The sequence below is a fragment of the Zoogloea sp. JDB1 genome, from assembly GCF_056724025.1.
The window spans coordinates 376,154-401,253 of sequence record NZ_CM161496.1 but is presented as its reverse complement, the minus strand read 5'-3'; the positions used below and the strand labels follow the sequence as shown (position 1 = coordinate 401,253).

The following is a 25,100-nucleotide window of genomic DNA, read 5'->3' as shown; positions in this document are numbered from 1 at the left end:
GGGGCCTGGGTCGGGCGTATACTGGCAAAAAAGCTGATTGTGTCCGTGCCTCGTGAGAATCGGTGATGCCCTACAAGCGCCACATCCTGATCGCCGATGACCAGCCCGCCATCCTGCTGGTGCTCGAAGAAATGCTCGAGGAACGTTTCGAGGTGCATGCCTTTGCCGACGGCCGTGGCCTGCTCGACTACGTCAAGGACGGAGGCCGCGCCGACCTGGTGCTGACCGACGTGATGATGCCGGAGGTGGATGGCTTCGAGGTGTGTCGCCAGTTGAAGGCCGACGCGGCGACCCGCGATATACCAATCCTGTTCCTGTCCAGTCTCGAAAGCGATACCGACGAGGCTTACGGCCTGTCCCTCGGCGCCGAGGACTTCATCCACAAGCCCTTCTCGCCGCCGGTGGTGCTGGCGCGGGTGCGCAATCATCTGGCTCTCGCGGATGCCAGCCGGCAACTACTGCGGCGCAACGAGGAACTGGAGGAACTGGTCGCTGAACGCACCCGCGAGGTGGTACGCCGCGGCCAGCAATTGATCGACGCCCAGGACGCGATCATCACCGCGCTGTGCACGCTGGCCGAGGTGCGCGACAACGAAACCGGCAACCACATCCTGCGTACCCAGGCCTACGTCGGTGTGCTGGCGCGGGCGCTGCAGGGCCATCCAGCCTTTGCGCCCCTCCTCGACGACGAGGCGATTGCGTTGATCACCAAATCGGCTGCGCTGCATGATGTGGGCAAAGTGGCGATTCCCGACGCGGTGCTGCTCAAGCCCGCGCGCCTGGATGCCGAGGAGCGGCTGATCATGCAGAGCCACTGCGCCTACGGGCGTGACGCCATTGCCAAGGCGATTACCGGTGCTACCGCCGGCAACCGTTCCTACCTCGACTATGCGCTGGAGATCGCCTACAGCCACCACGAGCGTTGGGATGGCGAGGGCTATCCGCAGGGCCTCAAAGGTGCGGAGATTCCGCTATCGGCACGCCTGATGGCGGTGGCCGACGTGTATGACGCACTGATCTCGCGACGGGTCTACAAGCCGGCCTTCCCGCATCCCAAGGTTGTCGCGATCATAGCCGGGGAGCGCGGCAGGCAGTTCGATCCGGACATGGTGGACGCCTTCCTGCGGGTCGCCGATCAGTTCGAGCAGATTGCCTTGAGTCACAAGGACGCGGGGTTCAGTCGCTGAAAATTTTCGGCAGAATGCTTGCAAAGCAGCATTTAGCGGCTATAATGCGCGCCCTTCCCCAGTGCAAGGCCGTCAGCGCCAAGCACAGGCAGTCACTGCCAGGGTATGCGTCCTTAGCTCAGTTGGTTAGAGCGCCACGTTGACATCGTGGAGGTCGGCGGTTCGACTCCGTCAGGACGCACCATTCTCTTCTGTCCCGCTTTCCCCCGAACACGCGTCCCGCTACAGTCCGGTTCCGTCTCCGCCACGGCCCTGCCGACGATCCGCCATGACCCGTACTTCGACTTCGCCGAGCCCGCCTTCCGCGCCCCAGTTCGTGCCCGTCGGCATCGTTCCCACCGCTGAGCAGCGCGAGATCCAGACCTGCCGCGCGCGCTACGTGATCGCCATGGCCAATGCCGGGGCGGCCAAGACCACCACGCTGGCGCTGCGCATCGCCGAGTCCATCACCCGCGGGGTGTGGCCGGAGAGCATTCTGGCCCTCACCTTTTCCGAAGAGGCGGCGCGGGTGCTGCAGGCCCGCCTGGTGGACATCGGCGTGGACGAGCGCACGGCGCGGCGCGTCAAATGCCTGAGCTTCGATGCATTTGCCCGTCAGGTGCTGTTGCAGGCCGAAGGGGCGGAGGCGCCGCGGCTCGATACGCCGGAAGCCCTGGCGCCCCAGGTGCGCATTGCGGCGGCAAGGCTGCAGGCCGACAATGCGGCGCGGCGCCATCCGCGGGAGCTGTGGCTGCCTGAGCACAACGAACCGATCTTCGAATTCCTCGAGCTGTCGCGCCGCCTCAAGGCGCGCCTGGTGCCGCCAGGCGGCGACGAAGAAGAGGAGGAAAGCGTCGAGGAGTGCGCCGAACGCTTCGGTGTACCGCTGGCCGCCTTTCTGCTGCACGGTGCGCTGGAGGCGCTGCGCTCGGGCCTTGAGGATGTGCCGCGCTGGCGCGCCGAGTTCGACGCGACCTATGACCTGGCCCGCCGCCTGAGCGATACCGATCGCCCGATTGATCTTCCCGCTTACCGCATCGTCGTGGTGGACGAGCTGCAGGACATGAACCCGGCCAGCTACGCGGTGCTGGAAGCCCTGCTGATGCGCGGCAAGGCCTTCTTCACCGGCGCCGGCGACTTCGACCAGGTGATCCACCGCTGGGCCGGCGCCGGCACCGATTTCCTGCACACCCGTTTCGGCCAGGGCTGGCCGGGCGTCGTGCGCCTGCCGCTGACCCGCAGCTACCGCTACGGCCCGCCGCTGGCGGCGGCCACTGCGGCGCTGAAGGACAAGGCAGTGGATTCCGGGCGCGAACACGAGACGGTGCTGCGCGTGCAGCCCTGCGTCGACCACCGGGCCGTCGCCGCGCAGGTGGCGGCGGATCTGGCCGCGTGGAAGAAGAATGGCGGCCGTCCGGCTGCCTGCGCGGTGATCCTGCGCGCGCCCTACCAGTCGATCCCGATCGAGAACGCGTTGCTGGAGGCCGGCATCGGCTGGCGTATGGAAGGTCTGACGAGCTACCTGCTGCGCTCCGAGGTGCTGATGCTGCGCGGCGTCATCGCCTTCGCGCTGCAGGACTACGAGTCCATCCCCGGTGTCGACAAGCGCCTGCAGGTGCTGCGGGCCCTGCTGCAATGGCAGCAGTTCGAATGGGGCGCCGAACGCCTGGACGACGAGGCGCTGAAGATCGCCGCCGCCCAGCCCTCGCTGTTCGAGGCCTTCCTCGACGGCACCTTGCTGAAGCCCCAGACCCGCGCCGACAAGCGCGCCGCCGGCCAGTCCGGCGAGGCGCAATTGCAGGAGGAGTTCCGTTTCCTCGACAAGCTGAAGGCTTTGCGCCACAGCGGCCAGCACCACGAGGCCAATGCGCTGCAGCAGTTGCGCGAGGCGGAAGCGAAGACCGTCGATGAAAGCCCGGCCCAGCGCAGCGCCCGCGAACGCCTCGGCCACACGCTGGCCACGCTGCGCGCCGCGCCGCCAGAGACCCCAGTGGCGACGCTGCTGGAACAGACGGTGAGCCTGCTCGACCTGAAGGGCGTGGCCCGCCGGCTGTTCCTGGCGCCGGCCACGGCGGCGCTGGTGGCCCGCTCCATCGACGGCTTCATCGACGTGGCCCGTCGCCAGAACCTGCCGCTACGCGATTTCGCCCGCTGGCTGCACAAGGCGGAGACCAAGGCGGAGCGCCTGCGCAAGTCCGACACCGTGCTGCTGTGCTCCGTCGAGGCGGCCAAGGGCCAGGAATTCGAGGCTGTGCTGCTGCCCTTCCTGGAGGAAGGCGCCTTTCCGCTGGCCGGCAGCGATGCCCAGGAGGAGAGCAACCGCTTCTACGTGGCGGTCACCCGCGCCCGCGACGAGCTGCACCTCTATGTGCCGGAGGCGGCCGAGCGGGTCAGCCGTTACGTGAAGGCGATGCGCATCGACAAGGCCGTGCTGCGCGGCCGCCACCAGCTGGCCACCGGCCAATGGAACTGAGGGACGCGGACCTGGTGCCGCCGCTCGTCGTCGTCATCGTGCATGCCGACGACGCGCTGATCGTCGCCGACAAGCCGTCCGGCCTGCTGTCCATGCCGGCCCGCGGCGAGGACCGGCAGGATTGCCTGGTGGCCCGCGTGCAGGCGAAATTTCCCGATGCGCTGCCGCTGCATCGCCTCGACATGGCGACCTCCGGATTGATCCTGCTGGCCCGCGGTGCCGAGATGCAGCGCCGCATGAACCTCGCCTTCGAGCAGCGCATCGTCGGCAAGCGCTATGAAGCGCTGGTGCATGGGCATATAGGGCCGGACGCCGGCGAGATCGACCTGCCGCTGGCCGCCGACCCGCAGCGCAATCCGCACCAGATCGTCGACCGGCAGCATGGCCGCCGCGCGCTGACCCGCTACCGGGTCGTCGAACGCGGTGGCGCCGGGCCGGACGCCGTCACCCGAGTCGAGCTGAAACCGGTCACCGGGCGCACCCACCAGCTGCGCGTGCATCTCCAGTCCCTCGGCCATCCCATCCTCGGCGATCCCCTCTATGCGCCGCCGGACAGCGCCGAGCGCCACCGCCGCCTGCATCTGCACGCCGCCGCCATTACGTTGATCCACCCGCAGCGGCGCGTGCCGCTGGGCTTCGAGAGCGTGGTGCCGTTTTGAACCCATTTCCCTCCCACCAGTCCGACACATGCTGTTTCAAAAGTTCACTTGAAGCAGGGAGGGGGGGCTAGCACTCTCGCCGGTCTGGCGCGGGGTAGTTTTCCCGCGCATTGGCGAGCGGGCCCTGACCCCGGCGCAGTCGAAGGTAAGAAGTTCAAGAACATGCTGTTTCAAGCCCTGAAGGACATTCGCTGGACCTCGCTGGCCTGCTTGTGCGTGCTCGGCGGATGTACGGCGGTAGGGCCCAATTACATGTCTCCAGAGCTGTCGACAGCGGACGTGCCGAGCAAATGGACGTCCCGCTCGGACGTGCCGGCGCCCGCGTCCGTGAAGGGCGCCGGGGTGAAGGACATGCCGGTCAACTGGTGGGCGGAGCTGTCCGACCCGGTGCTCGACCATATGGTCGAGAAGGCCTTTGCGGGCAGCCCGACACTGGAGGCGGCGATGGCCAAGCTCAATCAGTCCCGCTCACTGACCGGGCAGGCCAATGCGGCGGCGGGGCCGACAGTAGATGGCTCCGGCGGCGTGCAAGCCTCCGGCGCGTCGAACAGCAGGAGCTTCACTCAGTCCTGGCTGTCGATGAATTCCTCTTGGGAGATCGACCTGTTCGGCGCCGTGCGCCGCGGCCGGGAAGGGGCGCTGGCGCGGGAGGCAGCCCAGGCGGCGACGCTGGCCGATGCGCGGGTCAGCCTCGCCGCGGATGTGGCGGACGCTTACCTGAGCTACCGGGCCTGCCAGTCCTACGCGGCGCTCAGCGAGCAGGACGTAGCCTCGCGGGAGGCTACTGCACGGCTGACCGAGGCCAGCGTGAAGGAAGGCTTCACCGCGCCCTATCAGGCCATCCGCAGCACTGCGTCGGTGGCCGAGGCACGCACCCAGCTGGCGGCGACGCGGGCCCAGTGCGAGCGCCTGGAAAACCAGCTGACGCGCCTGACCGGCATTCCGCGGCCGGAGCTGATGCTGGCGATGGCCGACAAGCCGACCGGGCTGGAGCGCCTGCCAGTGCCCAAGCATTTCGATATTTCGATTCCCCGCGATGCGTTGATGCAGCGGCCGGACGTCCGCTCCGCCGAGCGCAGCCTGGCGGCAGCGTCGGCGGACATCGGCCTGGCCGAGGCGGATCGTTATCCGCGCCTTACCCTTAACGGGGACTTTGGCTTCACGACGAACAAGGGCGGTGGCTCCGGCAGCGTGTCCTTCGGGTCCTGGTCCTTCGGGCCCTCGGTTAGCTTGCCGATCTTCGACGGCGGGCGGCGCAAGGCGGCGGTGGAGCTGGCCAAGTCCCGCTACGACGAGGCGCTGGCCGACTACAAGGCGCGGATCCGCCTGGCCATCCAGGAGATGGAAGATGGCCTTACCCGGTATGCGGCGGCCCATGAAAGAGCAGAAAATGCACGCATATCCGGCAGCGAGTACCAGCGCTTCTTCGAATCCGTCGAAGTCCGCTTCCGCGAGGGGGCCAGTAATCTGCTCGAGCTGGAGGATGCCCGGCGCTCCATGCTCAATGCCCAGCAAACCTATCTGAGCGTCCAGCAGGAACGCCTGCAAGCGTGGATCGCGCTGAACCGGGCGACCGGGGGCGGGGCGCACTATGCGTCCGCGGCCGAGCCGACCCACCGCACCGCGGCGGCTGACGCGCCGGCTCCGAATTGAGGTTCCAATGTTGTCTTTCACGAATCAATCTTTCCTGAAGAAATGTACGGTCTCTGCGCTGGCTCTGGCCGCGCCGCTGGCTTTGCTGCTCGGTTCCGCGTCATTCTCGAGTGCGGAGCCGGTAGCTACACCTCAGCCCGCGAGTCCTGCTCCGCCGGTTAAAGCACCTGCAGCGCCGCCGGTGGTTCAGACACCACCCCCACCTCCGCCGCCGCGTGCGGTGTCCTGGCTGAATCCCAAGTCCGCCGTGTGGCCCGACCTGATCCACGCCAGCGGCAACGTGATGCCGTGGCAGGAGACACGCATCGGCGCCGAAGTGGGCGGGCTGCGCCTGTCCAGCGTGCTGGTCAATGTCGGGGACCAGGTCAAGAAGGGGCAGGTGCTGGCGCGCCTGGATACGGCCACGGTGGAAACCGACATCGATGCGGCCAAGGCCCAGGTGGCCGAGGCTGAGGCGACGCTGGCCCAGGCGGTGGCGACGCTGGAGCGCGGCAAGCGTCTGGCGCCGTCGGGGGGCGTCAGCCAGCAGGAGCTGACGCTCTACGAAACCCAGAAACACACCGCCGAGGCCCGCGTGAATGCCGCACGGGCGCAGGAGCGGCGCCAGCAACTGCGCATGCAGTACGCGACGCTGCTGGCGCCGGACGATGGCCTGATCTCGGCCAGCTTCGCCAACGAGGGCACCATCGTGCAGGCCGGTAGCGAGTTGTTCCGCCTGATCCGTCAGGGGCGCCTGGAATGGCGCGCCGAGGTGAAGGGCGAGTTGCTCGGCAAGCTGGCGCGCGGGCAGGAGGTCACCGTCGACAGTCCCCTCGGGCCCGACGTGAAGGGGCGCATCCGCTTGGTGTCGCCGACCATCGACCTGACGAGCCGCAACGGCCTTGTCTATGTGGATCTGCCGGCGGATACCGATCTCAAAGCCGGTTTGAACGTCTCCGGCAGCATCCTGCTCGGCCGCCGCAAGGTTCTCGCCGTGCCGGTTGCAGCGGTGCAGCGCCAGAAAGGCAGCGCGCGGGTACTGGTCGTCGATGCGGACAATAGAATCCAGGCGGTCGAAGTCGGCCTCGGCCGGACCAGGGACGACTGGGTTGAAATCACCTCCGGGGTCGATGAGCACAGCCGCGTCGTGATCAAATCCCAGAGTGAGCTCCACGTCGGCGATGTGGTCAAGCCGGTGTCCGATGATCAGGCTTAGAATCACGTCTTCGCAACCAATCTTCCGGCGTTCGCCCGCGTTCTGTACGGGAATGGACGTCACATTCGTGGCTCGGGGCCTGTTCCAGGCAGGTCCGGCGGCCCGCATCTAACGTTTGCACGAGAAGTCCATGCTTTATCGTCACTTCCTTCCGGGCCTGGCGCTGGCCGTTTCCCTTGGCGCCCAGGCCGCTCCGCATGAAACCGCGCATCACGCGGCTCCCGCAGCCAAGAGTGCTTCGGCTAGCAAGACCGCCAAGGCTGGACCAAAGAAGGCTGCCGTGAAGCTCGCTCTCCACAAGGAGCACAAGGAAAAGGCGTCGCCGCCCGTCGCCAGGAAGAGTACGCCGGCGCCGGCCCCGGTGATTCCGCCGGAAGTCATCCGGCGGATGACCGAACTGGAAAACTCCAATCGGCAACTGGAGGGCCGGGTCGAGGAGCTGGGGCGTCAGCTGAGCGGCCTCAGCCAGGCCCATTCCGAGTTGAAACGAGCCCATGCGGCACCGGTGACTCCGGCCGTCCTGCCGGCCTCGCCGGTGCCGATCATCGGCTCGCTGGTGGCCAGCGTGTTCGGTGGTTTGTTCGGCTTTTTCGGTGCGCGCCTGGGGCGCGGCATGAAGTCTCCGGCGGAGTCGAAAGACACCAGCAAGAAGCCCGCGCCGTCCAAGGCCCAGGTAGCCGCACGCATGGAGTCGACCGGCGAACGCATCGAGCCGGTGTTGATGTAGGTCGTTTGCCCGGGCAGGGCTGCGCAGATCACGGAAGCGGCGTGCCTGCAGAGGCTGCTTCCGGATACGTCTTTACTCGGTGCGGGCGGAGCTGCTTCGCTTGCGCTCCTGCAGGTACGGGCTGCAGGCGGCATCCGACACCAGCAGATGATGGGTCGTCCAGTCTTCCATGACGCTCAATAGCCCGCCGCGGTCCAGGTTTCCGGCCATGGCCTTCATCAACAGGTCGAGGATCCGCTCGCTGAAAGCGGCGTGTTCCTTCTGATGCTCCTCCAGCGTCGGGCAGCCATTCCGACGCAGAAAAGCTTCCTCGGTTTGGAAGTGCCTGGCTGCCAGCGTGGCGAGGTTGTTGAGCAGGGTGTGAAACTCGCTCGAGTTGCCGCCACGGCTTTCGTCGAAGCGACTCATGGCCTCCTTGGCAAGGGTCAATATCTCCTGGTGTTGCTGGTCAATGACCTGGTTTCCGGTGATCAATCCCGGTCTGACGATCTCCATTTGCTTGTCCCCTCTTTTGTTTTGGTGTGTCTCATTCTTTCACGTGAGGATACAGGGATACAAATCCACGGGGCAGATGGATTTGTACCGAAAATGGACAATTTGGGCGTGGACGCGTTACTGAGCGTTCAGAGCCGCCGGCGGCGGCGTCGTTTCACCAATCCTTCGCGGCGACAATGGCTCGACACGTCGCGCAACCTTCCCACGGCAGGCAGTCGCAGGCCAGCTCGAAGTAGCGCGCCCCGACCTTCACCATGGCCGCCGCCGTGGCGGGCCTGCTGCGGGTGGCAGGCTGGGATGTCGGTGGCGTGGCTGCGGCTTCCCCGGGCGCGGGGAGCCAGCGGGCGAAGCTGGTCAAATCCTCGGCGTCCTTCACGTACCAAGTCTTGTTGGCCGGGTCCCAGCGCGCGCCAAGGCGCTTGGCGTCGTCCTTCTCGGCGAAGGGCACCTTCAGGTTGGTTCTCATTGCACGTCATGTAGTGGCGATGGGCTGCTCAGTCTGACAGGACTCGGGCGAATCGTCATGACCTCCGTCCCGGCTACGGACAGCCAGAAGGCCAGAACATGACCAGACTCGGACCTTGCCATGTCCGATTTCCGTGGCGCTAATGACGTTCCAGCTACTTCTCGAAGCCCTTGGGCAATTGCAAAGAGGCCGGACTGATCGAAGGCTGCGGCGAAATCCCAGGGCGAGGCCCCCGTTCGCTTCCATCTGGTGCGCATGGCATTGACGGCTGCGATAGCGTGAATCGGGTCAAACCCCCGGTGATTGATGATGAAGCGATCTGGATCGATCACTTCGATATCGTATGGGTCGATCAACTCGCCTGGAAAATTTGTCAGATTGGCTGAACGATTCCGTTCGTGTGCTCGCAAGGTGCCGCGGCGACTCTCTGGATCCCAAAAGCCTGGATGCGTGACGGTCAATTCACGCGGGCCATATTCAGGGCTGCAACATCAGGGGCCACGCGCCGGATTGCTGCAAACAATTGGCCGTCAGGACGTGGTGCGAGGATTCCCTCGATGAAGGCCATGGGGGTCTTGCAGGGTGCCGGCCCAAAGGTGATTCCAAGATAATAGACATTGCGATCTGTCCAGGGGGCCTCGATGCTTCCTTGGATCGTACACCCCGGCTCCGTGCTGCGAACGCCGCCGTTCGCGTCGACAACGATTCGCTCCCCAGAGCTGAGGTCGTAGTTGCCCGCGATCTGGCTTAGGGTGGAGGGCGAGAAGTAACTCGTGACCGGGGCGAGCGTCATAGGCAGGTGTGTGATTCCGTCGAGTCTTTCGATGCGGATCGATGAGGTCGGGGTGTTCGAAATTGTCGCCACCAGGCTTGATTTCGTTTCGCTGGATCCGACAATCTGACTCAGCGTTGCCGTCAGATTCGTCCCCTGTCGCGCCAAGGGACCTGTGTAGAGCGTCGGCGTGGCCGCAGCCGTGTCAACGGCCCAGACGACGTCTGCCACGGAGACAAAGAGCTGCAGAGTTCCCGAAACCCAGATTCCCTCCGGTGGTGGACCGGCGGGAGGGCCGTCGAATACGAACTGCCGCACGCATTTATTGGCGACACAACTCAGGGGTGTGAAATCCACCATTTCGAAGCAGGTGCCACTGAGATTGTTCGGTGGCTCGATGGCGGCAGCCTGGACAGAGAGCTTGTTGTATGCGTCAGCAGCGGCACGGGCCGCAGCTGCGGTTGTCGAGGCCAGGGAGTAGTCGTAGCGCTGAGTGAAGGGGCAGGGGCGGGTCTGGGCGCGAAGAACCAGGGTGCTGCATTGCGATGACGCCGTGCACGGGGTGGTGCTCACGAGGGATTCCACTTCCGCCTGCTTTTGGGCAGCTTCGCTCAGCAAGGCCATGTATTCGGTCACCGATGGCGCTTCTGGAGCAGGCGTTTCCGGAGCTGGAGCCGATGGTGCAGGTGCTTCCGGAGCAGGTGTCGATGGAGCGGGCGCTGCCGGAGGAGGTGTCGAAGCTACCTGTTGCGCGGAGTCGCTACCGCCACATGCCGAAAGCACGGCCGTCATTACGAGGGCCAGAAATATCGAGCGGAACAATCTTCCAATCTCCCGAGATTGAAGCAGGAATCTGTGTATTGCAGCTGATGAATTCAAAGGCATATTGCTTTTGGATGGGGTGTCACATCTTCGGTCTTGGTAGTCATCATTGCAGTGGAATATTTCCGGGTCGGAAGAGGAGGGCGGCCTCATCGCTGGGTTCCGACACGAAGGTGGCCAGTACGGTGAAGTAAGGGGGGGTGTCGCCGGAGACGACCATGAAAGGTATTTGAGGCGACAGGCCTTGTCGTACCGGCCACTACTTGATCTGGCCCTATCCGCCCGCGACCGGATATTGACCAAAAAGCAAAAGGGCCAACCTCTTCAGGTTGGCCCTTTTGCTTGCAGATCAACGATTGCCGGAATTCGATGTGGAGCGGGCGATGGGAATCGAAAACGTGGAGCAGTGCATTATTCGCAGCCTCATCACTTCCATCGCCAGCCTTACTTTAGCCGGTTTTCCGTTGGCACTCAACGGATTTGCCGGATGGGTTGCCTCTCCGCGGTTCAACTATGGGGGTTCTGGTCTCGGATCTTGATGGCTCGAACTTGACGCAGCGGTGACCAGAGCGTGACCAGAGAGCTGTGATCACCCTCTTTCTTTACTGGGCAGTGGGTTTCCAACATCCCTCACCTTGTGGCTTCGTTCCTAATATTTTATGCTGAAAAGATTCATTCGCAGGGCTCCCATGCCAGACGCACACATGGGAATATTGGAGAGAAACGTGCAGATAGTGCCACATTGTGAGTCCATTCCGGACAGTCTTATCGCGGGGTTGGCTGATCGCGACGTCTCTATCTGGGTGCGCGGATCGGTGGACAGTGCTGCCCAGATCGAAGCTTTGGCCTCCATGCTGCGTCTGCCCTGGAAGCATGTCTTCGTCGAGGAGACTGACTCGCGACTTGTAGTGGCGCTCGAGTTGCCGGATAGCGGTTCGCTAGTTAGGCGGCGTGGATTTATTCACGTCATTGACTCCGACCCCTCCCGGATGGATCTGCCTGCGCGGGCGCTGCCGATTTTCTTGATGGCGGGCCGAACCGGGCAGGGCTCGAGGTTTGAGCGGCAGTTGCGGGGGATGACGATGCTGGAGGAGTTGCGGCGGTCTTGCGTGCGACAGCTCGTCGTAGTCGGTAATGCGGACAGCGCGGCTCCCACCGCCCTCAATGATATCTGGGCCTCCGGTTTTCGTACCCGTCTGGTTGTGGTCGATGAGGACGCCGACGCGACACGACAGCTCGGAGAGTGGCTCGACGAGAACGGCCAAGGTCCGACAGCTTCCATCGTCTCTTTTTCTGTGGAGGAGTTCGCGCGGAGGCTTACTGCTTCGTTTGCCTCCTCCTACGAGGACGAGCATTTGATCGTCCGTCAGCGCGATGAGACTGGCACCATCTGCCAAGTTGACTTCACCGACATTGATGATCCCGAACGCCCCCTCCTTGAGAGCTACGACCTCATCCTGGACCGAGACTTTGTCTCGGCAGGGACGGACGAGCTTTCCGAAGACGCGTTTAACGCTTTCTTCCGGGGCGAGTTCGTTGACTGGCGTGCGTTCGCAGCCGGCCTGCCGTGGATCCGTGATGATAGTACGTGGCGTGGGTTGCAGGCCCAGCTTAGGCGCCTTGATGCAGCCGGGTCATCGGAGAGCCGGATAACCTATATCGTTTCGGAGGCCGGAGCTGGGGGGACGACGCTCGCCCGCTATCTGGCATTTACTGCTGCGCGGGCAGGCTATCCAACCCTCGTTGCGAAGGGAATTCCTTTCACCCCTGACGCCCTTCCGCTTATCAACTTTCTCACGCGCGTCAAGCAGAAGAGTGAAGAACTCAAGTCTGAGGAGCGTGCCGAGCCGGACGCACGTTTGTATGAGACGCCATGGCTGCTCGTCTTCGACCGTGTTCATTGGGAATTCCGCGCTGCCGAACTGCGCCGTTTTCTGCAGCAGATCGAGCGGGCGGGGCGTCCGGTCTGCATACTGGTAGTGACTGGGCCTCAGAGGGAACTCTTGTATTTCGACGAGTCCCGGTTCAAGCAATTGGCGGAACTCCACCACGTGCTCGACCAAGAAGAGACGTTGGGGTTGGGGCGGCACTTGAACCGCTTCTTGCGTGGCTACCGTAAAGAACGTCCGGAGTGGCAATGGCGCAATTTCCAGGAAGCACACTCGGTGCGTTACTTGGAGGGTTTGGCGACCTTCTGGATTACCTTGGCCTTCTGGTTACAGACCCAGTGCGATCTCAATGATTCGATCCAGGATTGGGTTTACCGGGCGTTCAAGAAGTGCGCGGACACCCCCGACGTTAGAAGGGCAATTGTGCAGATAGCTGCGCTTGGTGCGGAGCGTCTGCCGATGCCTGAATCTCTCATTGAACAGGGGGGGAGCACTTGGCCGGTTTCTCTGTTGCTCGATGATAGGCGCGGAGATCTTTCCTCGCTCGGGCTCCTGCGCCTTTCGAATGCCGGGAGGAAATACTGGGCCATGGCGCATGACATTCTAGGCCGCCTCCTCATCAATGCTCTCTTCTACGACCACGATGCTCGCTGCTCACTAGGGTTTGCGGACGCGAGGGACGCTCTGCACCTGCGCTTCCTCATCCTACGGGAGGTTTCGTGCAAGCCGGTGCTCGGAGAGGCCGCGGAACGCGACTTCGGCGAGGAGTTTGCCACCACGATCTTTAAAGTTGACCCTGATCGGGGCCGGGGCAGTTGGACTCACCTCTGGCGCGAAGTGCTCGGTGCGCTCGACGATATGCCTGCTGCTCTTAGGAACAGCAGCCGCGTGTTTAGGCACCACACTGCAATATCTCGTCGACGTATCGCGTGGCTGGACGAGGCTGCCTACGGCGTGTCGGGCGCCGATAAGGTGGCCCTTCTTGAACGGGCCGCCGCCGACATCTCCTACGCGCTCCAATCGATCGACGGGACATCTAGCGACGAGCCGGACGTCTATCTCTACAACTCGCTCGCCAACGCCTACTTCGATCTCGCGCGGGTTCGTGCCGACCAAGGTGCACCTAGCGAGGAACTTGCCGAACTGAGGGGGTTAGCGTCAGACGCGACGCGCCACGCGTATGAGCAGAGCCCGTCCAGCCCCTACGTCGTCGAGACGCATGTGAAGAGCCTCATAGCTTCAGCCGAGGAGTCGGAGGAGACGGCCCCAAGATATTGCATAGAGGCGCTCGAGATCGTGTACGAGGCAATTCGTAATGATCGCAACGAGCTCCGCCGACATGCGCTCGCGGCACTCGCGGACCGCGCCGTGGTTGTCCTAATGGCGACAGGCACTGGGAGTCGCCGCAGTGGGGAACCTGGGAGCCCGACGGAGGTGTTGTTGGATGCCTGGATCGCGTTGGCTGCGACCCTCGATGGCCGCGCACCGGTGTCGCTTGACCAGGCCCCGTTCGACGTGCTGACGGAGGTTTTGCGCAAACTCGACCACCCGGCCGGGGCCGGTAACGCACAGGTTGCTAGGCTACGCTACCAAGTGTTGGTGGCTGTGGCTCCGCTCGACTTCGAAGGTCAACTTCAGGTGCTCGACTTGCTGGTCGCTACGGACTACCGGTTGCCGCCGCAACTCCGACTTGAGCATGCACTGCTACTGTTCCAGCAGATGCGAACGGAAGAGGCCGACCGCCAGTTCAAAACGCTTCGCGTGCTGTGGCACGAGACGGACATCTTCGCACAGGTTCCGGATCGCCTTCGCTGGCTCCTTCAGCCTGGCAGCGATCAGAGGCGTGTGGTGACCGCAGTCTCCTCCTATGATCACGGCCATAGGGCAATGGCGCGGGTTCGCGAGTTCGCTCGCTTCGATGTGCCTTACCGGCCGCAGGAGTTCGGCGTACGCGAGCACCGATCGGGGACGGTGTTTTCCGCGCACGTATCGTTCGGTCACAACGGGCCGTTCCTCCGGCCTGTCAACGCGCCGCGGCACTGAATATGGCGGACAAGGAGATGGACATCGTCGCTCGGTACGGTGCGTCGAAGGGCTGGAGCCTGTTACCCCGATCGGTGTTAGTGGAGGGCACATCTGATGTGTCGCTCTTTGAGCTAGCGGCTGACCACTTCCGCCGGGATTCAGGCAAGAACCTTCTTGCCGACCTTGCGATTATCGCAGCCGGGGAGGGCGACCGCGGCGGCACGCATGGTGTCGTTCGCGAACTTGGGGTCCTCCACAACTTGGTGACCGCTTACCTGTCGCCGGCGGGGCATCCGGTTTATCGCATAATCGGGCTGTTCGACAATGACACGGCGGGGCAAAAGGCAGTGACTGGCGCACGAACGTTCGACGCCTCAATCCTTGAGTATCGTGACGTCTTCCGACTTCGACCGGTCATGCCGACGAGTGGCAGCCTCGACCTTGCAGCACTTCAGCGGAGCTTTGATAAGGAGAATGTAGCGTTCAAAGGTTTGACCTGGGAACTTGAAGACCTCATCGGCGAGCCTCTTATGATGCGGTTTCTGAAGGAGTACCCAACAGCAATGGTGCGCGAGTACAACGTATCAGGCGCTATCCACCGCGAACTCACACGCGACGGCAAGAGCCAACTTGTGCGGTTCTGCAATAGGCACGCGGATCTAGCGAACGTGAAGGACCTCGTTGAGGTCCTTCACGCGCTGCGGCACTATCTGAGACTGCCCACGCTAAAGTAAATGATAATTTGGTGGCTGACTCGCGATCATCGATATCCCATCGCACTATGCCGGACTAAGCGCCCATCCCGTCGTAACGCTTCGCTGCTGCTGGCAATGCTGGTGATGGGATGCGGCTCGGCCAAAAGCTTAACAGTCTGGGGCTAGTTGGGCAGCGCTTGCTTAGCAAGGTGAGTTTTTCGGTGGCCCAGCACGCCACCCACGAAGTCAATTAAGAACCCCCGGCTGGTTATTCTCAATTGAGCTTTGTGCTCCAATATTGTGACATTGACATATTTTGAGTAACCGTATCGCAATTTGGTCCGCAACAGGGTTATGCAGGCAGGCGTAGTCGGCGCGGACAGGCGCATCTTTGCTTCCAGCAGTCCCCGCATCAGGATCTGATTGGACCGGCTTTGACGGAGCGCTGACCAGAACGTGATCAGACGGTCCCCCTTGGTGTGCCCGTCAGGCGACTTCCGCCATCAGGCTGATGCGCTGCGCTGTTGCCCGGACTTCCTTCATCCGGCCATGGCCCGGCAGCACCTTCTCCGAGACAGTGACCAGCCCCGCCCGCGCCAGCTCATCCACATCGCGCTTGACCGCACTACGGTCGCGGTGGAGGCGCTCAGAGATCTGAGTGATTGAGCCGGGCATCTCCTTGATGGCACGGAACAGGGCCAGCCGCGCTGTGGTGATCAGCTTCACGACGTCTGCCGGGTCCTCGAAACTGATCGTGCTCTCGCTGGGCAGCGCCTCGCCGCGATCCGCTGCGCGTGCCAGTTGCCGGCCTCGCTGGAAGAAATCCTCTTCGGTTCCCGTTTTGATCGTCAGCTTGCTCATTTGCAATCCTTCAAGATGATCCAGTCCTGCTCGAAGCGCTCTTCGATGTCTTCGAAGCTCACGAAGTCGATGGGTTCCACCACCCCGAAGTAATGGCGGTGGTGACCATCGTGGGCGTTGTCGTAACCCACGACGCGTCCGTTGTCTCCCGCGTACAGCCTGTGGTTGATGTACGCAAGGTTGTAGCGGGTGACCTTGCCCGTGATCGAATCGACCCAGATCTCCCGGCGCAGCTTGCCGTTGCCCCGCTTGTCGGAAATCTTGTGGGACTCATCGATGATCTTCGTATCAGCCATGACTTAATATAGCATGGCTGGCTTTGCTGGGACGGTCACACTCAGACGGTGTCCCCCTCGAAGTAGTCCGAGTCAACCCGCTTGATCTCAAAGCGGCTGACGGGTGAAACCCCGACGTTGTGATCGACCATCAAGGCGGCCAACTGCTCACCTCCAACAAGGATGATCTTCGATGGGATGATCCCCGCGTATTCGTGGGCCTCTCGCGAGAATCCTGATGAGGTGATGAAAACCCCCTTGTTCGCACGCTGTCCTTGAAGGGCTCCAGCGAACTTCTGTATCTCCGGACGCCCGACGGTCCCCTCCCATCGCTTGGCCTGCACGTAGATCACGTCGAGCCCCAGCTTGTCCTCCTTGATGATCCCGTCGATGCCGCCATCGCCGCTTCGGCCTACCGCCTTGCCCGCATCTTGGCGCGAGCCGCCGTAGCCCATGGCGACCAGCAGATCGATGACCAGGCGCTCGAAGAAGGCCGGTGTGGTGGCCTTGACCTGCTCCAGCACCTCGGCCTCCAGATTGCTGCGCAGGCGCTGATAAGCCTGTGAGAAAAGCTCCTCTGGTGTGGCTTCTGGTGCCGGCGATGACGTGATCTGGGACGGAGACGGCAAGGTGATTGGGAGGTCTGGTTGCTGCGCGCCGTTACCCTCACTTCTGCGTGACCTGAATGCCCGGAATTCCTGATACTTCTCAAGCGTAGAGGTGTCGATCTGGATCGGGTTTGTTCCGAGAAGCTCGGAGCCCCGCAGCGTGATCCGGAAGTAGCCTCGTCGAGTTGCATCGATCAAACCAGCTTGCTTAAGGTAGGTCTTCGCCCACCCGACCCTGTTGTCAAACATCGGTGCCGTACCACTGGGAAGCATCGTGGCACGCTCTTCATCGGACAACTCGAACTTAGCCGCCAGCTGCTCGACTGCATCGCGGAAACGATGCTCGTTGCCGTCAGCGGCCAGCCTCAAGAGCGGAAGCATCAAGGTTTGATAGTCGGGGATGGCCATAACGAACATGGATGATGGTAGGGTATTTATGGATTCAACATCCACAGACATCACGGATGGTAGCGCAAGCGCCCGCATCGTGTTTCCTTCGAGCGGGAGCCTTTACATGAGACTGAAAGAAGAGGGCTTAGGAGATCGCTCTCCCGAGCCCTTATGCTCGACGTTTTACTCAGCGGAGCAGTGGGCAATCACCTCTGCAGTACTCTGGAGGTGACCGGTGATGGGCGGTTTTATCGCGAGGCGTCCGGGTGTCCTGCCGGGCTAGGCCAAAGCGCAAGCAGGGTTTTCTCAGTCACGCATTGTTCTGGAGTTCAATCTTTGCTTGAAAATGACTGAAGAAGCGGCGAAGAAGAGCACTTCAAGGAAAAAAGCATGAACCGACCTGAACCTTTGCAGCCAGCGTACGACTTCTCCTCTGCACCTGAACCTGTCTGCTTGTTTGAGGGAACAGCGGAAGCGGGCTTTGGTGATGACCGTTTTTCCGGGACGGCTGATCTGCTGCTGAGATTTCTTCCCAGCCCGCGGGTTGTTTTTCACGCAAGTGTCCAAGGGGCGCGAGAGTCAGGGTTTCCCTTGTTCTTCTACACCCCAGACGATCCTTCGTACTTCTTATTCAACGGCCACAAGATAGAAGGATTCCGTGGAAAGTGGAGGGCTAATTCCGATATCTTGGCATTGGATTGGCACCCCAAATCCGAGCCTGTGGTGTTGTGTGACATGCAGTCCAAGACTTCAGTTGCGGCAATCCTTCACCTCTTTAACTTCCCTGACTTCCAGGGTGGGCAGCATCAAGCCACTGCAGCTCCTGCGGAGTGTGCGTTGCTTGTGCTGGAGTCAGAGGAGTGGCGCGTTTCCCTCCAATCATTGCCGAACGACGCCACCTGTCAGGCATGGGAGCGAATAAGGAGTGAAGGCGGCTGTTATCTGACACATGTGGCGAAGTTGGAGCGAAAGGACGGCAAGCCTTTCTCCGGGGAAGAGGCCCGCGAGCAACGCCTTCTCCTGGCCAACTTCCTCTCATTCACTAAGGGTGGGCGGTGCTCGACCTCGTGTGAAGTGGGATTCGATGCGGCGGGCGAAAAAACCTGGGAGACCTTTGCTTCCCCATACGTCAGCAACCCGCCATATTCGTGGTTTACCCCATTCAAGGCGAGCCAGGCTGAGGTCCTGTTTCCCCTATTCGTGAAGCGTTGGCAGCAGTCGGAGGAATGGAAGGATTGTCTGCGTTCGGCTATCTACTGGTATGTGCAGGCCAACACGAATGGGAGCTCGCCAGGCATCGATGCGGCTATCATTCTGGCGCAATCCGCCTTGGAGCGATTGGCGCATCACCATTTGGTCGTTGACAGGAAGATGATCTCCCTCGAAGGGCTCGATCGACTGAAGGCGTCTGACCGCTTGCGGCTGCTTTTTTCCAGCTTGAATCTTCCTGTCGGGATTAGTGCCGCAACGCTAGACATTCAGAAGGCTGCACCGAGCTGCAAGTGGGTGGATGCGCCTCATGCCCTGACTGACATCCGTAACGAACTGGTTCATCCGGCCAGCAAGAAGCAGGTTTCCGATTGCTTCATTGACGCATGGAAGTTGAGCCTGTGGTACCTGGAGTTGTCTGTGCTGGCCTTGTGCGGCTACAACGACACCTATACCAGTCGATTGACGGCGAAATACGTGACCCAATCAGAGCGAGTGCCATGGGGAAACGCAGGATGAGCGACATGGTCTGACCGTCCTCCAACTCCCGCCGTAGGGGCGTATAGCCGCCAAAGTTGGAGCCCTTGCTCCATCCGACTCGGTCACCCTCAGCACCATCATATCCATCTCTTCCCCAAGCACGGCGCAGGATGGAGGGACCTGCGCCGGGCGTGACTGGTATTGCTAGGGACTTGTCGGAAGGTGCCGAAAGTTCCAATGCGATGATGGTGTAACTCGTTGGAAGGGGATGGTATACAGCGCACTTACACCGCTCCGGCCAGCCTGACGCCTAGGGTAGCTGTAGGGGCTCCGTTGAAAGTTGGGGTTGCCGACGACCCGCCGGGCGCACGCCGCTCATTGAGCGGCGCGCGCTTGGCCTAAGTAGCCCGTGCGCTGAAAGCGCTCGGGCGTAGATCCGCTCTGCGTTCTTTTACCACTTGTGCCGTTCCGCCCTGGGGGGTGATGCCCTCGTCAAGAGCGCGGGCTCCGCGGCCGATAACCTCGGTTTGGATCCAGTTAACTAAGACCGCGTATGACTACGAAAACCTTTCCTTGCTGCTACACCGCCACTGAGTTTGAGCAATTCTGCAATCTGTTCGACGGAAGCCTTTGGGATATTTCTCAAGCACGTCAGGAGGCGGGAGAGCCATATCCTCCAGAGGTGAAGAAGATATTGGACGATGTGATGATCCCGCCCCAGGTAGACAAGGAGGGTGGCTTTGTTGACGCCGATAATCGCCTTAGTGGGGTTAAGGCACAGCCAGTGTGCGAATGGGTTGTCGGAAAGTGTCGCAACGACGAGGCGTTGAATGCGGTGTGGGTCAAGAGTTTGGAAAAAGGGTGGGTGCAAGAGGCGTGGGCAACGTCCGACGCAGTGCAGGCACTCATGAGGAAGGAAAGGGCCTGGCGGTTCTGGAGCCAGTACGCCCTAACCTGCGACAAGATTCTCTCCGATGATACGGTGCTGAAGGTGCCGAAAACCGCGCAACTTGCTGCCCAGAAGTTCGTCGCAGGTGCTGCGGAAGTCCAAAACGCACTGAGTGCCCTGCTGGTTGATCCCCGTATGCTGATGGCGCTGGCCCCGCAGGAGGTGCCGATGTTGCAAATGCTACACGAAGCGCTTCCAGGGTTGATCGAGACTTTTGAGGTAGTGGATGCGAGCGAACTCTACCCCTACAAAAACAAGAGCGGTGACATGAAGTTCCGGACGGTGGCGCAGGACGTGGCTGAGCTTGCCTGGCGGCACTTGGGTCACTGTGGTGCGGGGGTACTGTCTGTGCTTCTCTCTGATTTGGAGGGGCCTAAGGAGGAACTCGACAACAAGTGGTACGGGGAGCAGTCGAAAAAGGCGCGTGAGAGGGTGGAAAGGTATGAGCACAAGCGATACGAGTTTTATCCGCGGTTGCCACTAACCCGTCTGGAGGATCCATACCGACCCTGTGTCACGGATTCCCCATGGCGCGGGACGTGGCGGGCAACTGCTCATCGTAGTGGTGCTGTCAAGCGCGTTTCGAGGGGTAGTTAGGGGCCGAAAACGCGGTGTAAGGCACGGGGGAGTGATGGGGATACTCGCTCCATCGAATGGGCAATGAGGCCGTTCGATGTCCCTCAACCCTTTGCCGGAGCACAAACATGTCCTTTCAACCGCATCACCGCCCCAAGCATTTTTCCCGTCCTGTCCTTGGCCCCGATGGAGGGGTCGTGTCCCTGAATGAGGGACTCAGCATCGGCATGATCAAGGATCGTGCTGTTGTCATTAAACAAGGTGTCCGGATCGTCGCTTATTACGAGGGCTGGTCGCCTGAAAAGCTGCGCTACATTCAGGACGAACTGGTCCGCATTCTCCTCGATCCTGAGAACGCGCCCGACCCGGACTGGTCTCTGCTGTCCGCCTGAGTTTTTTCCGCACTAAGTCACTGGGCACGGCCTGACCGCCGTGCCTACTTTTCCATATTGCGGAGAAACCCCATGGTTTGTAACGAAACTCAAACGTGCTCGAACGTCCCTGCCGGCACCGAAAAGCCTTACTCCCCGCCCGTCTCCGACATCGTCCATGACCCCGAGAAGATGTTTGAGCGTCAATGCGAAGCTGAACATCGGGAACTGGAGGCCTTCCTCTCTACTCCGCCTGGCACGCCTGTGCCGGGTACCGGTCCGGATGTGTCGATCGGGCTCGATGCTGAGTGGGTCCATGATCCGGTCACGCGCACCAACCGCATCCTCTCGATCCAGTTCCATGTGGTCGGCGAGTGCGGCGAGTTTTCTCATATCGAGTACCTGAAGGCGGGCCGTGAAGACCGCCCGGAATTCGCCAAACTCCTCGCCAAGGTCATTGCGATGGCGGTTGAGAACGGTGCTGTTTTGGAGTGGCCTGCGAGAGTAAACGCCGCTGCTTTTTTCCTCAGGGCGGACTTGACTGCCTTCGATCTTGCTCAGTTTAAGACCCGCCTGGATTCCGTCGGGCGCAGCGTCGGCACTCGGAGCGATGGGATCTCGTTTGACGTGGCGTTTGAGCCCCGGGATATCGAGCGGCTCACCAAGGCGAGGCGCTTTGTCGCCCATGTGGAGGACTACAGCCGTGAATTGCGGGTGAAGTTCATCGACCTTGTCCGCCATGTGCCGGTCGGTACCACTCTAGCGGACGTTGGTGCGCTGCTTGGCCAGCCTAAGATCGAACTGCCGCCGGGTGCTATCGAGCACATGGACCGACTGCTGGCAGAAGATCCCGAGCGCTATGCCGAGTATGCCGCGCAGGATGCCCTCATCGCGGTCTACTTCCTGCATCGCGTGAAGGAGGTTATCGGTGGCCTTCTGGAGACGCGCACATGATCCCGTTGACCAGCAGTGGCGTGGCGGTAAGCCTGTTCAAAAAGACCCTGGATGAGCGTGGACTCGCCTTTCGGATGGTCTTCGGGAAGGAGTCTCAGGCGCAGACTTTCTGGAATGACGGGGCTGGCAAGCTCGTGACCGTCAAAGAGGAGCAGCCTGTGCCGATGCGGGCGATTTTCTCGGACTTCATCACGCGGACCGCGCACGGCGGCCGCGGTGAGTGTTACTACGCGGGTCCGACGCCGATTGGCACCTACTACGACATCGATATTGCCAGCGCATATACCACGGTTCTGAGCATGCTCGGACTGGTTGACTATGACCATCCACGAGTATGTCTCGATCCCGAGGCCTTCCGGGGGCATGTCCTCGGCTTCGCGCTGGTCGACATCAAGCACTGCCCGGCTGAGGTTCGCTACCCGGTTTTTCCGATGGAGGGGAACGGTCAAAACCTTCTTTTTGTCCGCACTGGGATGTCGTACTGCACGGCGGCCGAGATCGAAGTCGCCCTTAGTCTCGGCTACGAGGTCGATATCCTTCATGGGGTGATCTACCCGTGGCTCGACGAGAACGTTCGGCCCTTCGAGCCCTTCGTCACAACGATCCGCGACGAGCGGGCCAAGCATCCCAAGGGGAGCTTCGATAATGAATATATCAAGCTCGTCGGCAACGGCCTTTTCGGTAAGACCGGGCAGGGCCTAAAGGAGAAGCGGGTTTTTGATGCCGGGGAGATGCGGAGCATTGAGCTTGAAGAATCGCCCGTGACTAACGAACTCTTTTTCAGTTTTGTGATGGGGTTCGTACGAGCCCTGATCGCAGAGTTGATGAATAGTGTTCCGCGCCACCGCCGGATCGTCAGCGTGACGACCGACGGTTTCCTGACTGATGCACCCCTCGAAGAGGTGGATCAGTCTGGCCCGATCTCCAGTCGGTTCAAGGCTGCTACCGAGCGTGTAGCCCCGGGCAAGCCGATCCTGGAGGTGAAGCATCGGGTTCAACAAATCCTCTCTGCACGCATCCGCGCCCAATTCACGACCCAGACCGATCCCGACCCGCAACTTAAGGCGGATGCGCGGATCGTGCTTGCGAAGGGCAACGTCACGCCTGCGATCACGCTGCCGGAGGACGGGGTTACAAAAGACCAGATCAAGCGCCTGCAGAACGAGTACATGGTCGATCTGTACCTGAGCCGCACGCCCGAATCGAAGACGGTCATGAGGCCCTTCATCAGCTTGCGACAGCAGTGGCTGGAGGATTTGGATGTCTTCCGCGTTGAGCGCTCGGTCCGTCTCGGGCTGGAATTCGACATGAAGCGGCGGCCGGTTGAGGCGCGCATGGTCGAGGTCGGCGCGGGGGCGCATATCGCGTTTGATACGGTTCCGTGGGACACCATGGAAGAAGCTGAGAAGGTCCGTGCGGTCTTCACGGGCTGGCGCCGTCAGCATTGCCTCAAGAACCTGGAGGATTGGCGGCACTGGTGGGACTTCGCCGCTGGGGTGATCAAGCGCCGGGGGCACCGGAAGACCGGAGGTGCGGGTATCCGGCGGACCGATGAGGGGGAAGTCGGCGTCTTGCGCCGGGTCTTCCTGCGGGCCTACGCCAAGCAGGCTTGGGGGGTGACGCGTACGTTGAGCTACCTTGAGCTGTCGCTCTGGCTGACCGAGAGCGGGTATCCAACGACCGTGATGGAGCTTAAGAACGCGGGCCGTGCCAAGCTCGTCGAGAACGTTGTTTCGGTGACTGATGACGTCCTGCTGCTGCTCGCAGTGTTGCGTAGCCAGTTCCCCGATCTCGACGTGGCGAAGTTTGTCGGCGAGGCTGTTGAATTGCCGGCCTTGCCGGTGGCGGTGTAACTCGGGGGAAGGGGAATGGTAAACAGCCTAGTTACACTGACTCCTCAACCGCTGGAGGGGCGACGGGGCCTCAGATCAATGGCGATAACGGTCCGCCGAGCGTGCGGTGTGGAAGAAGCTGACTCGACGCTTCCCAGGGCTGTCGGTCAAGCCCTTCTTTTTCGAGGGGTGAATACAGCGTTCCAGGTGCACGCCGCCCCCTCGATTTGAAGTCTCCCATGGAGACCGCCACCGCAACGTGGGCGGTGCTCGCAGAGCAGCGCCCACGTTGCCTAGGTAGGGCTTACGCATATGCGTAGGCCCATATGTAACCCCTGTTGAGAATCAAACGGTCGCCGCATGAAACTCCGCAAGCACGCGTTTCCGACGCGTATCCCGTTTACGGTCAGCCGACTGCGTGAGGAGGCTGTCCGAGTTCGTGACCTCGGACTGACGCAAGTCCAGTTCACGTGCGACACCGAGCCCGGCCTGCAGGCCATGATCTACGGTACGGGCAAAGTCGTCTTCTACTCTCGCTATTCGCTTCTTCGCGTCACCGACCGCGTCAAACTGGGCGAGCTTGGCCTCATTTCAATTGAGCAAGCCAAGCAACAGCATCGCGCTAACCGCGTTCTTGCTGCTCAGGGTAAAAACCCGCGACAGCCCAAGACGCGTCCGATGCTTTTCAAGAGCCTGTTTTGGGATCATTACGTCGTTCAATGCCGTAGCCGAGGCAAAAAAACGATCGATACGGACATTTCCCGACACCAAAACTGGATTGGCCCTGCCCTCGACGATCTCGCCGTCACTGAGATCAATAAGTCGCATATCCACCAACTGGTGGTCAAAATGATCGAGGCCGGTCTTGCCCCGTCCACGATCCGCACAATCGTGGGGCAGATTCGAACCGTCCTCGGATTGGCGGTTGATCTCGACATCATCAGCCGCAACCCTACTCGGGGGGTACGTACCCCCCGAGTGAACAATCGTCGCGAAAAGTGCCTGACGGTTGATCAGGTCAGAGCGTTCTTCGAGGCGGCTCAAAATGATCCGAACGTTATTGGTAGCCGCAAGCTGATGCTGTCGGCCCTGACGGGTGCCCGCCAGGGAGAACTGACCAATCAATGCAGATGGGATCAGATCGATCTGGCGGCCGGAATCTGGTCGCTGACCGATCAGAAATCCGGGCGCCCGGGCAAGATCTATCTCTCGTCCCCTGCCAAAGATGTGATTCGACACATGGAAGCGTTCCGTTGCAATGATTACGTCTTCCCCGGCCAAGGCAGTAATGAACGTTCTGGCCGCGCCATCCGGGTCTTCCGCCGCCTATGTAAGAAGGCTGGCATCCCCGATGGATTTCGACCCCATGATTTACGGCATGCCTGGATATCGGCCGGGACAAACTCGGGAATTCCAATCGAAATTTTGAGTCAATGCGATCGTCATTCAAGTGTTAATGTCACTCGCATATACAGTCATGCTATGCCCGAGAATTTGGTCGCAGCTAACGAGCTGATTGCCGACCTCTTCGTGCCGCCGAAAGCCGCTTGATCCTTGG

Annotated in this window: 21 protein-coding genes and 1 tRNA gene; 15 read left to right on the top strand and 7 right to left on the bottom strand. The window is 61.5% G+C overall.

What is annotated here, in order from left to right:
• Window positions 1-65 precede the first annotated feature (65 nt).
• The 7 genes from AC1PPK_RS01890 (at window position 66) to AC1PPK_RS01860 (ending at window position 7,873) form a co-directional block, all read left to right on the top strand.
• Window positions 66-1,187: an HD domain-containing phosphohydrolase gene (locus AC1PPK_RS01890; protein ID WP_481116155.1), complete on the top strand. Its 1,122-nt coding sequence runs from the start codon at window positions 66-68 to the stop codon at window positions 1,185-1,187.
• A 107-nt stretch (window positions 1,188-1,294) separates the two neighbouring features.
• A tRNA-Val gene (locus AC1PPK_RS01885) sits at window positions 1,295-1,371 on the top strand.
• A gap of 84 nt (window positions 1,372-1,455) precedes the next feature.
• A complete protein-coding gene (locus AC1PPK_RS01880; protein WP_481116154.1) occupies window positions 1,456-3,639 on the top strand; it encodes a UvrD-helicase domain-containing protein in 2,184 nt (727 codons plus the stop codon).
• Complete coding sequence (locus AC1PPK_RS01875) at window positions 3,630-4,298, top strand: RluA family pseudouridine synthase (protein WP_481116153.1); 669 nt, start codon at window positions 3,630-3,632, stop codon at window positions 4,296-4,298. Before AC1PPK_RS01880 ends, AC1PPK_RS01875 begins: the two co-directional genes overlap by 10 nt.
• A gap of 162 nt (window positions 4,299-4,460) precedes the next feature.
• Window positions 4,461-5,951: an efflux transporter outer membrane subunit gene (locus tag AC1PPK_RS01870; RefSeq protein WP_481116152.1), complete on the top strand. Its 1,491-nt coding sequence runs from the start codon at window positions 4,461-4,463 to the stop codon at window positions 5,949-5,951.
• Window positions 5,952-6,171: 220 nt separating this feature from the next.
• On the top strand, window positions 6,172-7,146 hold the full coding sequence (locus AC1PPK_RS01865; protein WP_481116151.1) for an efflux RND transporter periplasmic adaptor subunit: 975 nt from the start codon (window positions 6,172-6,174) through the stop codon (window positions 7,144-7,146).
• A 130-nt stretch (window positions 7,147-7,276) separates the two neighbouring features.
• On the top strand, window positions 7,277-7,873 hold the full coding sequence (locus AC1PPK_RS01860; RefSeq protein WP_481116150.1) for a hypothetical protein: 597 nt from the start codon (window positions 7,277-7,279) through the stop codon (window positions 7,871-7,873).
• A 72-nt stretch (window positions 7,874-7,945) separates the two neighbouring features.
• Here the strand turns inward: AC1PPK_RS01860 and AC1PPK_RS01855 are convergent, their stop codons facing one another.
• The 4 genes from AC1PPK_RS01855 to AC1PPK_RS01840 form a co-directional block, all read right to left on the bottom strand.
• Window positions 7,946-8,368, bottom strand: a complete 423-nt coding sequence (locus AC1PPK_RS01855; protein ID WP_481116149.1) for a bacteriohemerythrin — start codon at window positions 8,366-8,368, stop codon at window positions 7,946-7,948.
• 154 nt (window positions 8,369-8,522) lie between these two features.
• On the bottom strand, window positions 8,523-8,834 hold the full coding sequence (locus tag AC1PPK_RS01850) for a DUF5710 domain-containing protein (RefSeq protein ID WP_481116148.1): 312 nt from the start codon (window positions 8,832-8,834) through the stop codon (window positions 8,523-8,525).
• Complete coding sequence (locus AC1PPK_RS01845; protein ID WP_481116147.1) at window positions 8,831-9,166, bottom strand: VapC50 family PIN domain-containing toxin; 336 nt, start codon at window positions 9,164-9,166, stop codon at window positions 8,831-8,833. Before AC1PPK_RS01845 ends, AC1PPK_RS01850 begins: the two co-directional genes overlap by 4 nt.
• Window positions 9,167-9,291: 125 nt before the next feature.
• Window positions 9,292-10,242 (bottom strand): hypothetical protein, encoded by a 951-nt coding sequence (locus AC1PPK_RS01840; protein ID WP_481116146.1) that lies wholly within the window; start codon window positions 10,240-10,242, stop codon window positions 9,292-9,294.
• A 911-nt stretch (window positions 10,243-11,153) separates the two neighbouring features.
• Between AC1PPK_RS01840 and AC1PPK_RS01835 the strand changes: the two genes are divergently transcribed.
• Both AC1PPK_RS01835 and AC1PPK_RS01830 read left to right on the top strand, forming a co-directional pair.
• Window positions 11,154-14,360 carry an ATP-binding protein gene (locus AC1PPK_RS01835; protein WP_481116145.1) on the top strand — a complete coding sequence of 1,069 codons (3,207 nt, stop codon included), beginning with the start codon at window positions 11,154-11,156 and terminating at the stop codon, window positions 14,358-14,360.
• A gap of 17 nt (window positions 14,361-14,377) precedes the next feature.
• Window positions 14,378-15,076 (top strand): hypothetical protein, encoded by a 699-nt coding sequence (locus tag AC1PPK_RS01830; RefSeq protein ID WP_481116144.1) that lies wholly within the window; start codon window positions 14,378-14,380, stop codon window positions 15,074-15,076.
• 447 nt (window positions 15,077-15,523) lie between these two features.
• Here AC1PPK_RS01830 and AC1PPK_RS01825 read toward each other — a convergent pair whose 3' ends face one another.
• From AC1PPK_RS01825 to AC1PPK_RS01815, 3 genes are read right to left on the bottom strand one after another with little or no spacing between them, the layout of a single operon-like run.
• Window positions 15,524-15,898, bottom strand: a complete 375-nt coding sequence (locus AC1PPK_RS01825; RefSeq protein ID WP_481116143.1) for an HVO_A0114 family putative DNA-binding protein — start codon at window positions 15,896-15,898, stop codon at window positions 15,524-15,526.
• A complete protein-coding gene (locus tag AC1PPK_RS01820; RefSeq protein WP_481116142.1) occupies window positions 15,895-16,194 on the bottom strand; it encodes a hypothetical protein in 300 nt (99 codons plus the stop codon). The genes AC1PPK_RS01825 and AC1PPK_RS01820 overlap by 4 nt, the downstream gene beginning before the upstream one ends.
• A 41-nt stretch (window positions 16,195-16,235) precedes the next feature.
• Window positions 16,236-17,267, bottom strand: a complete 1,032-nt coding sequence (locus tag AC1PPK_RS01815; RefSeq protein WP_481116141.1) for a restriction endonuclease — start codon at window positions 17,265-17,267, stop codon at window positions 16,236-16,238.
• Window positions 17,268-17,561: 294 nt separating this feature from the next.
• Between AC1PPK_RS01815 and AC1PPK_RS01810 the strand changes: the two genes are divergently transcribed.
• The 6 genes from AC1PPK_RS01810 (at window position 17,562) to AC1PPK_RS01785 (ending at window position 25,093) form a co-directional block, all read left to right on the top strand.
• Complete coding sequence (locus AC1PPK_RS01810) at window positions 17,562-18,899, top strand: YopA family protein (RefSeq protein ID WP_481116140.1); 1,338 nt, start codon at window positions 17,562-17,564, stop codon at window positions 18,897-18,899.
• A gap of 514 nt (window positions 18,900-19,413) precedes the next feature.
• Complete coding sequence (locus AC1PPK_RS01805) at window positions 19,414-20,406, top strand: hypothetical protein (RefSeq protein WP_481116139.1); 993 nt, start codon at window positions 19,414-19,416, stop codon at window positions 20,404-20,406.
• A gap of 107 nt (window positions 20,407-20,513) precedes the next feature.
• Complete coding sequence (locus AC1PPK_RS01800; protein ID WP_481116138.1) at window positions 20,514-20,777, top strand: hypothetical protein; 264 nt, start codon at window positions 20,514-20,516, stop codon at window positions 20,775-20,777.
• Window positions 20,778-20,849: 72 nt separating this feature from the next.
• A complete protein-coding gene (locus AC1PPK_RS01795; RefSeq protein WP_481116137.1) occupies window positions 20,850-21,710 on the top strand; it encodes a hypothetical protein in 861 nt (286 codons plus the stop codon).
• Complete coding sequence (locus AC1PPK_RS01790; RefSeq protein ID WP_481116136.1) at window positions 21,707-23,563, top strand: DNA polymerase; 1,857 nt, start codon at window positions 21,707-21,709, stop codon at window positions 23,561-23,563. The genes AC1PPK_RS01795 and AC1PPK_RS01790 overlap by 4 nt, the downstream gene beginning before the upstream one ends.
• Before the next feature lie 339 nt (window positions 23,564-23,902).
• Entirely contained in the window at window positions 23,903-25,093 is a 1,191-nt protein-coding gene (locus AC1PPK_RS01785; protein ID WP_481116135.1) for a tyrosine-type recombinase/integrase, read from the top strand.
• Window positions 25,094-25,100: the final 7 nt, after the last annotated feature.

Bases quoted from the DNA above. Each gene is read 5' to 3' on its own strand.
- AC1PPK_RS01890 (WP_481116155.1), top strand. From the start codon at position 66: ATGCCCTACAAGCGCCACATCCTGATCGCCGATGACCAGCCCGCCATC.
- AC1PPK_RS01880 (WP_481116154.1), top strand. From the start codon at position 1,456: ATGACCCGTACTTCGACTTCGCCGAGCCCGCCTTCCGCGCCCCAGTTC.
- AC1PPK_RS01875 (WP_481116153.1), top strand. From the start codon at position 3,630: ATGGAACTGAGGGACGCGGACCTGGTGCCGCCGCTCGTCGTCGTCATC.
- AC1PPK_RS01870 (WP_481116152.1), top strand. From the start codon at position 4,461: ATGCTGTTTCAAGCCCTGAAGGACATTCGCTGGACCTCGCTGGCCTGC.
- AC1PPK_RS01860 (WP_481116150.1), top strand. From the start codon at position 7,277: ATGCTTTATCGTCACTTCCTTCCGGGCCTGGCGCTGGCCGTTTCCCTT.
- AC1PPK_RS01855 (WP_481116149.1), bottom strand. From the start codon at position 8,368: ATGGAGATCGTCAGACCGGGATTGATCACCGGAAACCAGGTCATTGAC.
- AC1PPK_RS01850 (WP_481116148.1), bottom strand. From the start codon at position 8,834: ATGAGAACCAACCTGAAGGTGCCCTTCGCCGAGAAGGACGACGCCAAG.
- AC1PPK_RS01830 (WP_481116144.1), top strand. From the start codon at position 14,378: ATGGACATCGTCGCTCGGTACGGTGCGTCGAAGGGCTGGAGCCTGTTA.
- AC1PPK_RS01825 (WP_481116143.1), bottom strand. From the start codon at position 15,898: ATGAGCAAGCTGACGATCAAAACGGGAACCGAAGAGGATTTCTTCCAG.
- AC1PPK_RS01820 (WP_481116142.1), bottom strand. From the start codon at position 16,194: ATGGCTGATACGAAGATCATCGATGAGTCCCACAAGATTTCCGACAAG.
- AC1PPK_RS01815 (WP_481116141.1), bottom strand. From the start codon at position 17,267: ATGCGGGCGCTTGCGCTACCATCCGTGATGTCTGTGGATGTTGAATCC.
- AC1PPK_RS01810 (WP_481116140.1), top strand. From the start codon at position 17,562: ATGAACCGACCTGAACCTTTGCAGCCAGCGTACGACTTCTCCTCTGCA.
- AC1PPK_RS01805 (WP_481116139.1), top strand. From the start codon at position 19,414: ATGACTACGAAAACCTTTCCTTGCTGCTACACCGCCACTGAGTTTGAG.
- AC1PPK_RS01800 (WP_481116138.1), top strand. From the start codon at position 20,514: ATGTCCTTTCAACCGCATCACCGCCCCAAGCATTTTTCCCGTCCTGTC.
- AC1PPK_RS01795 (WP_481116137.1), top strand. From the start codon at position 20,850: ATGGTTTGTAACGAAACTCAAACGTGCTCGAACGTCCCTGCCGGCACC.
- AC1PPK_RS01790 (WP_481116136.1), top strand. From the start codon at position 21,707: ATGATCCCGTTGACCAGCAGTGGCGTGGCGGTAAGCCTGTTCAAAAAG.
- AC1PPK_RS01785 (WP_481116135.1), top strand. From the start codon at position 23,903: ATGAAACTCCGCAAGCACGCGTTTCCGACGCGTATCCCGTTTACGGTC.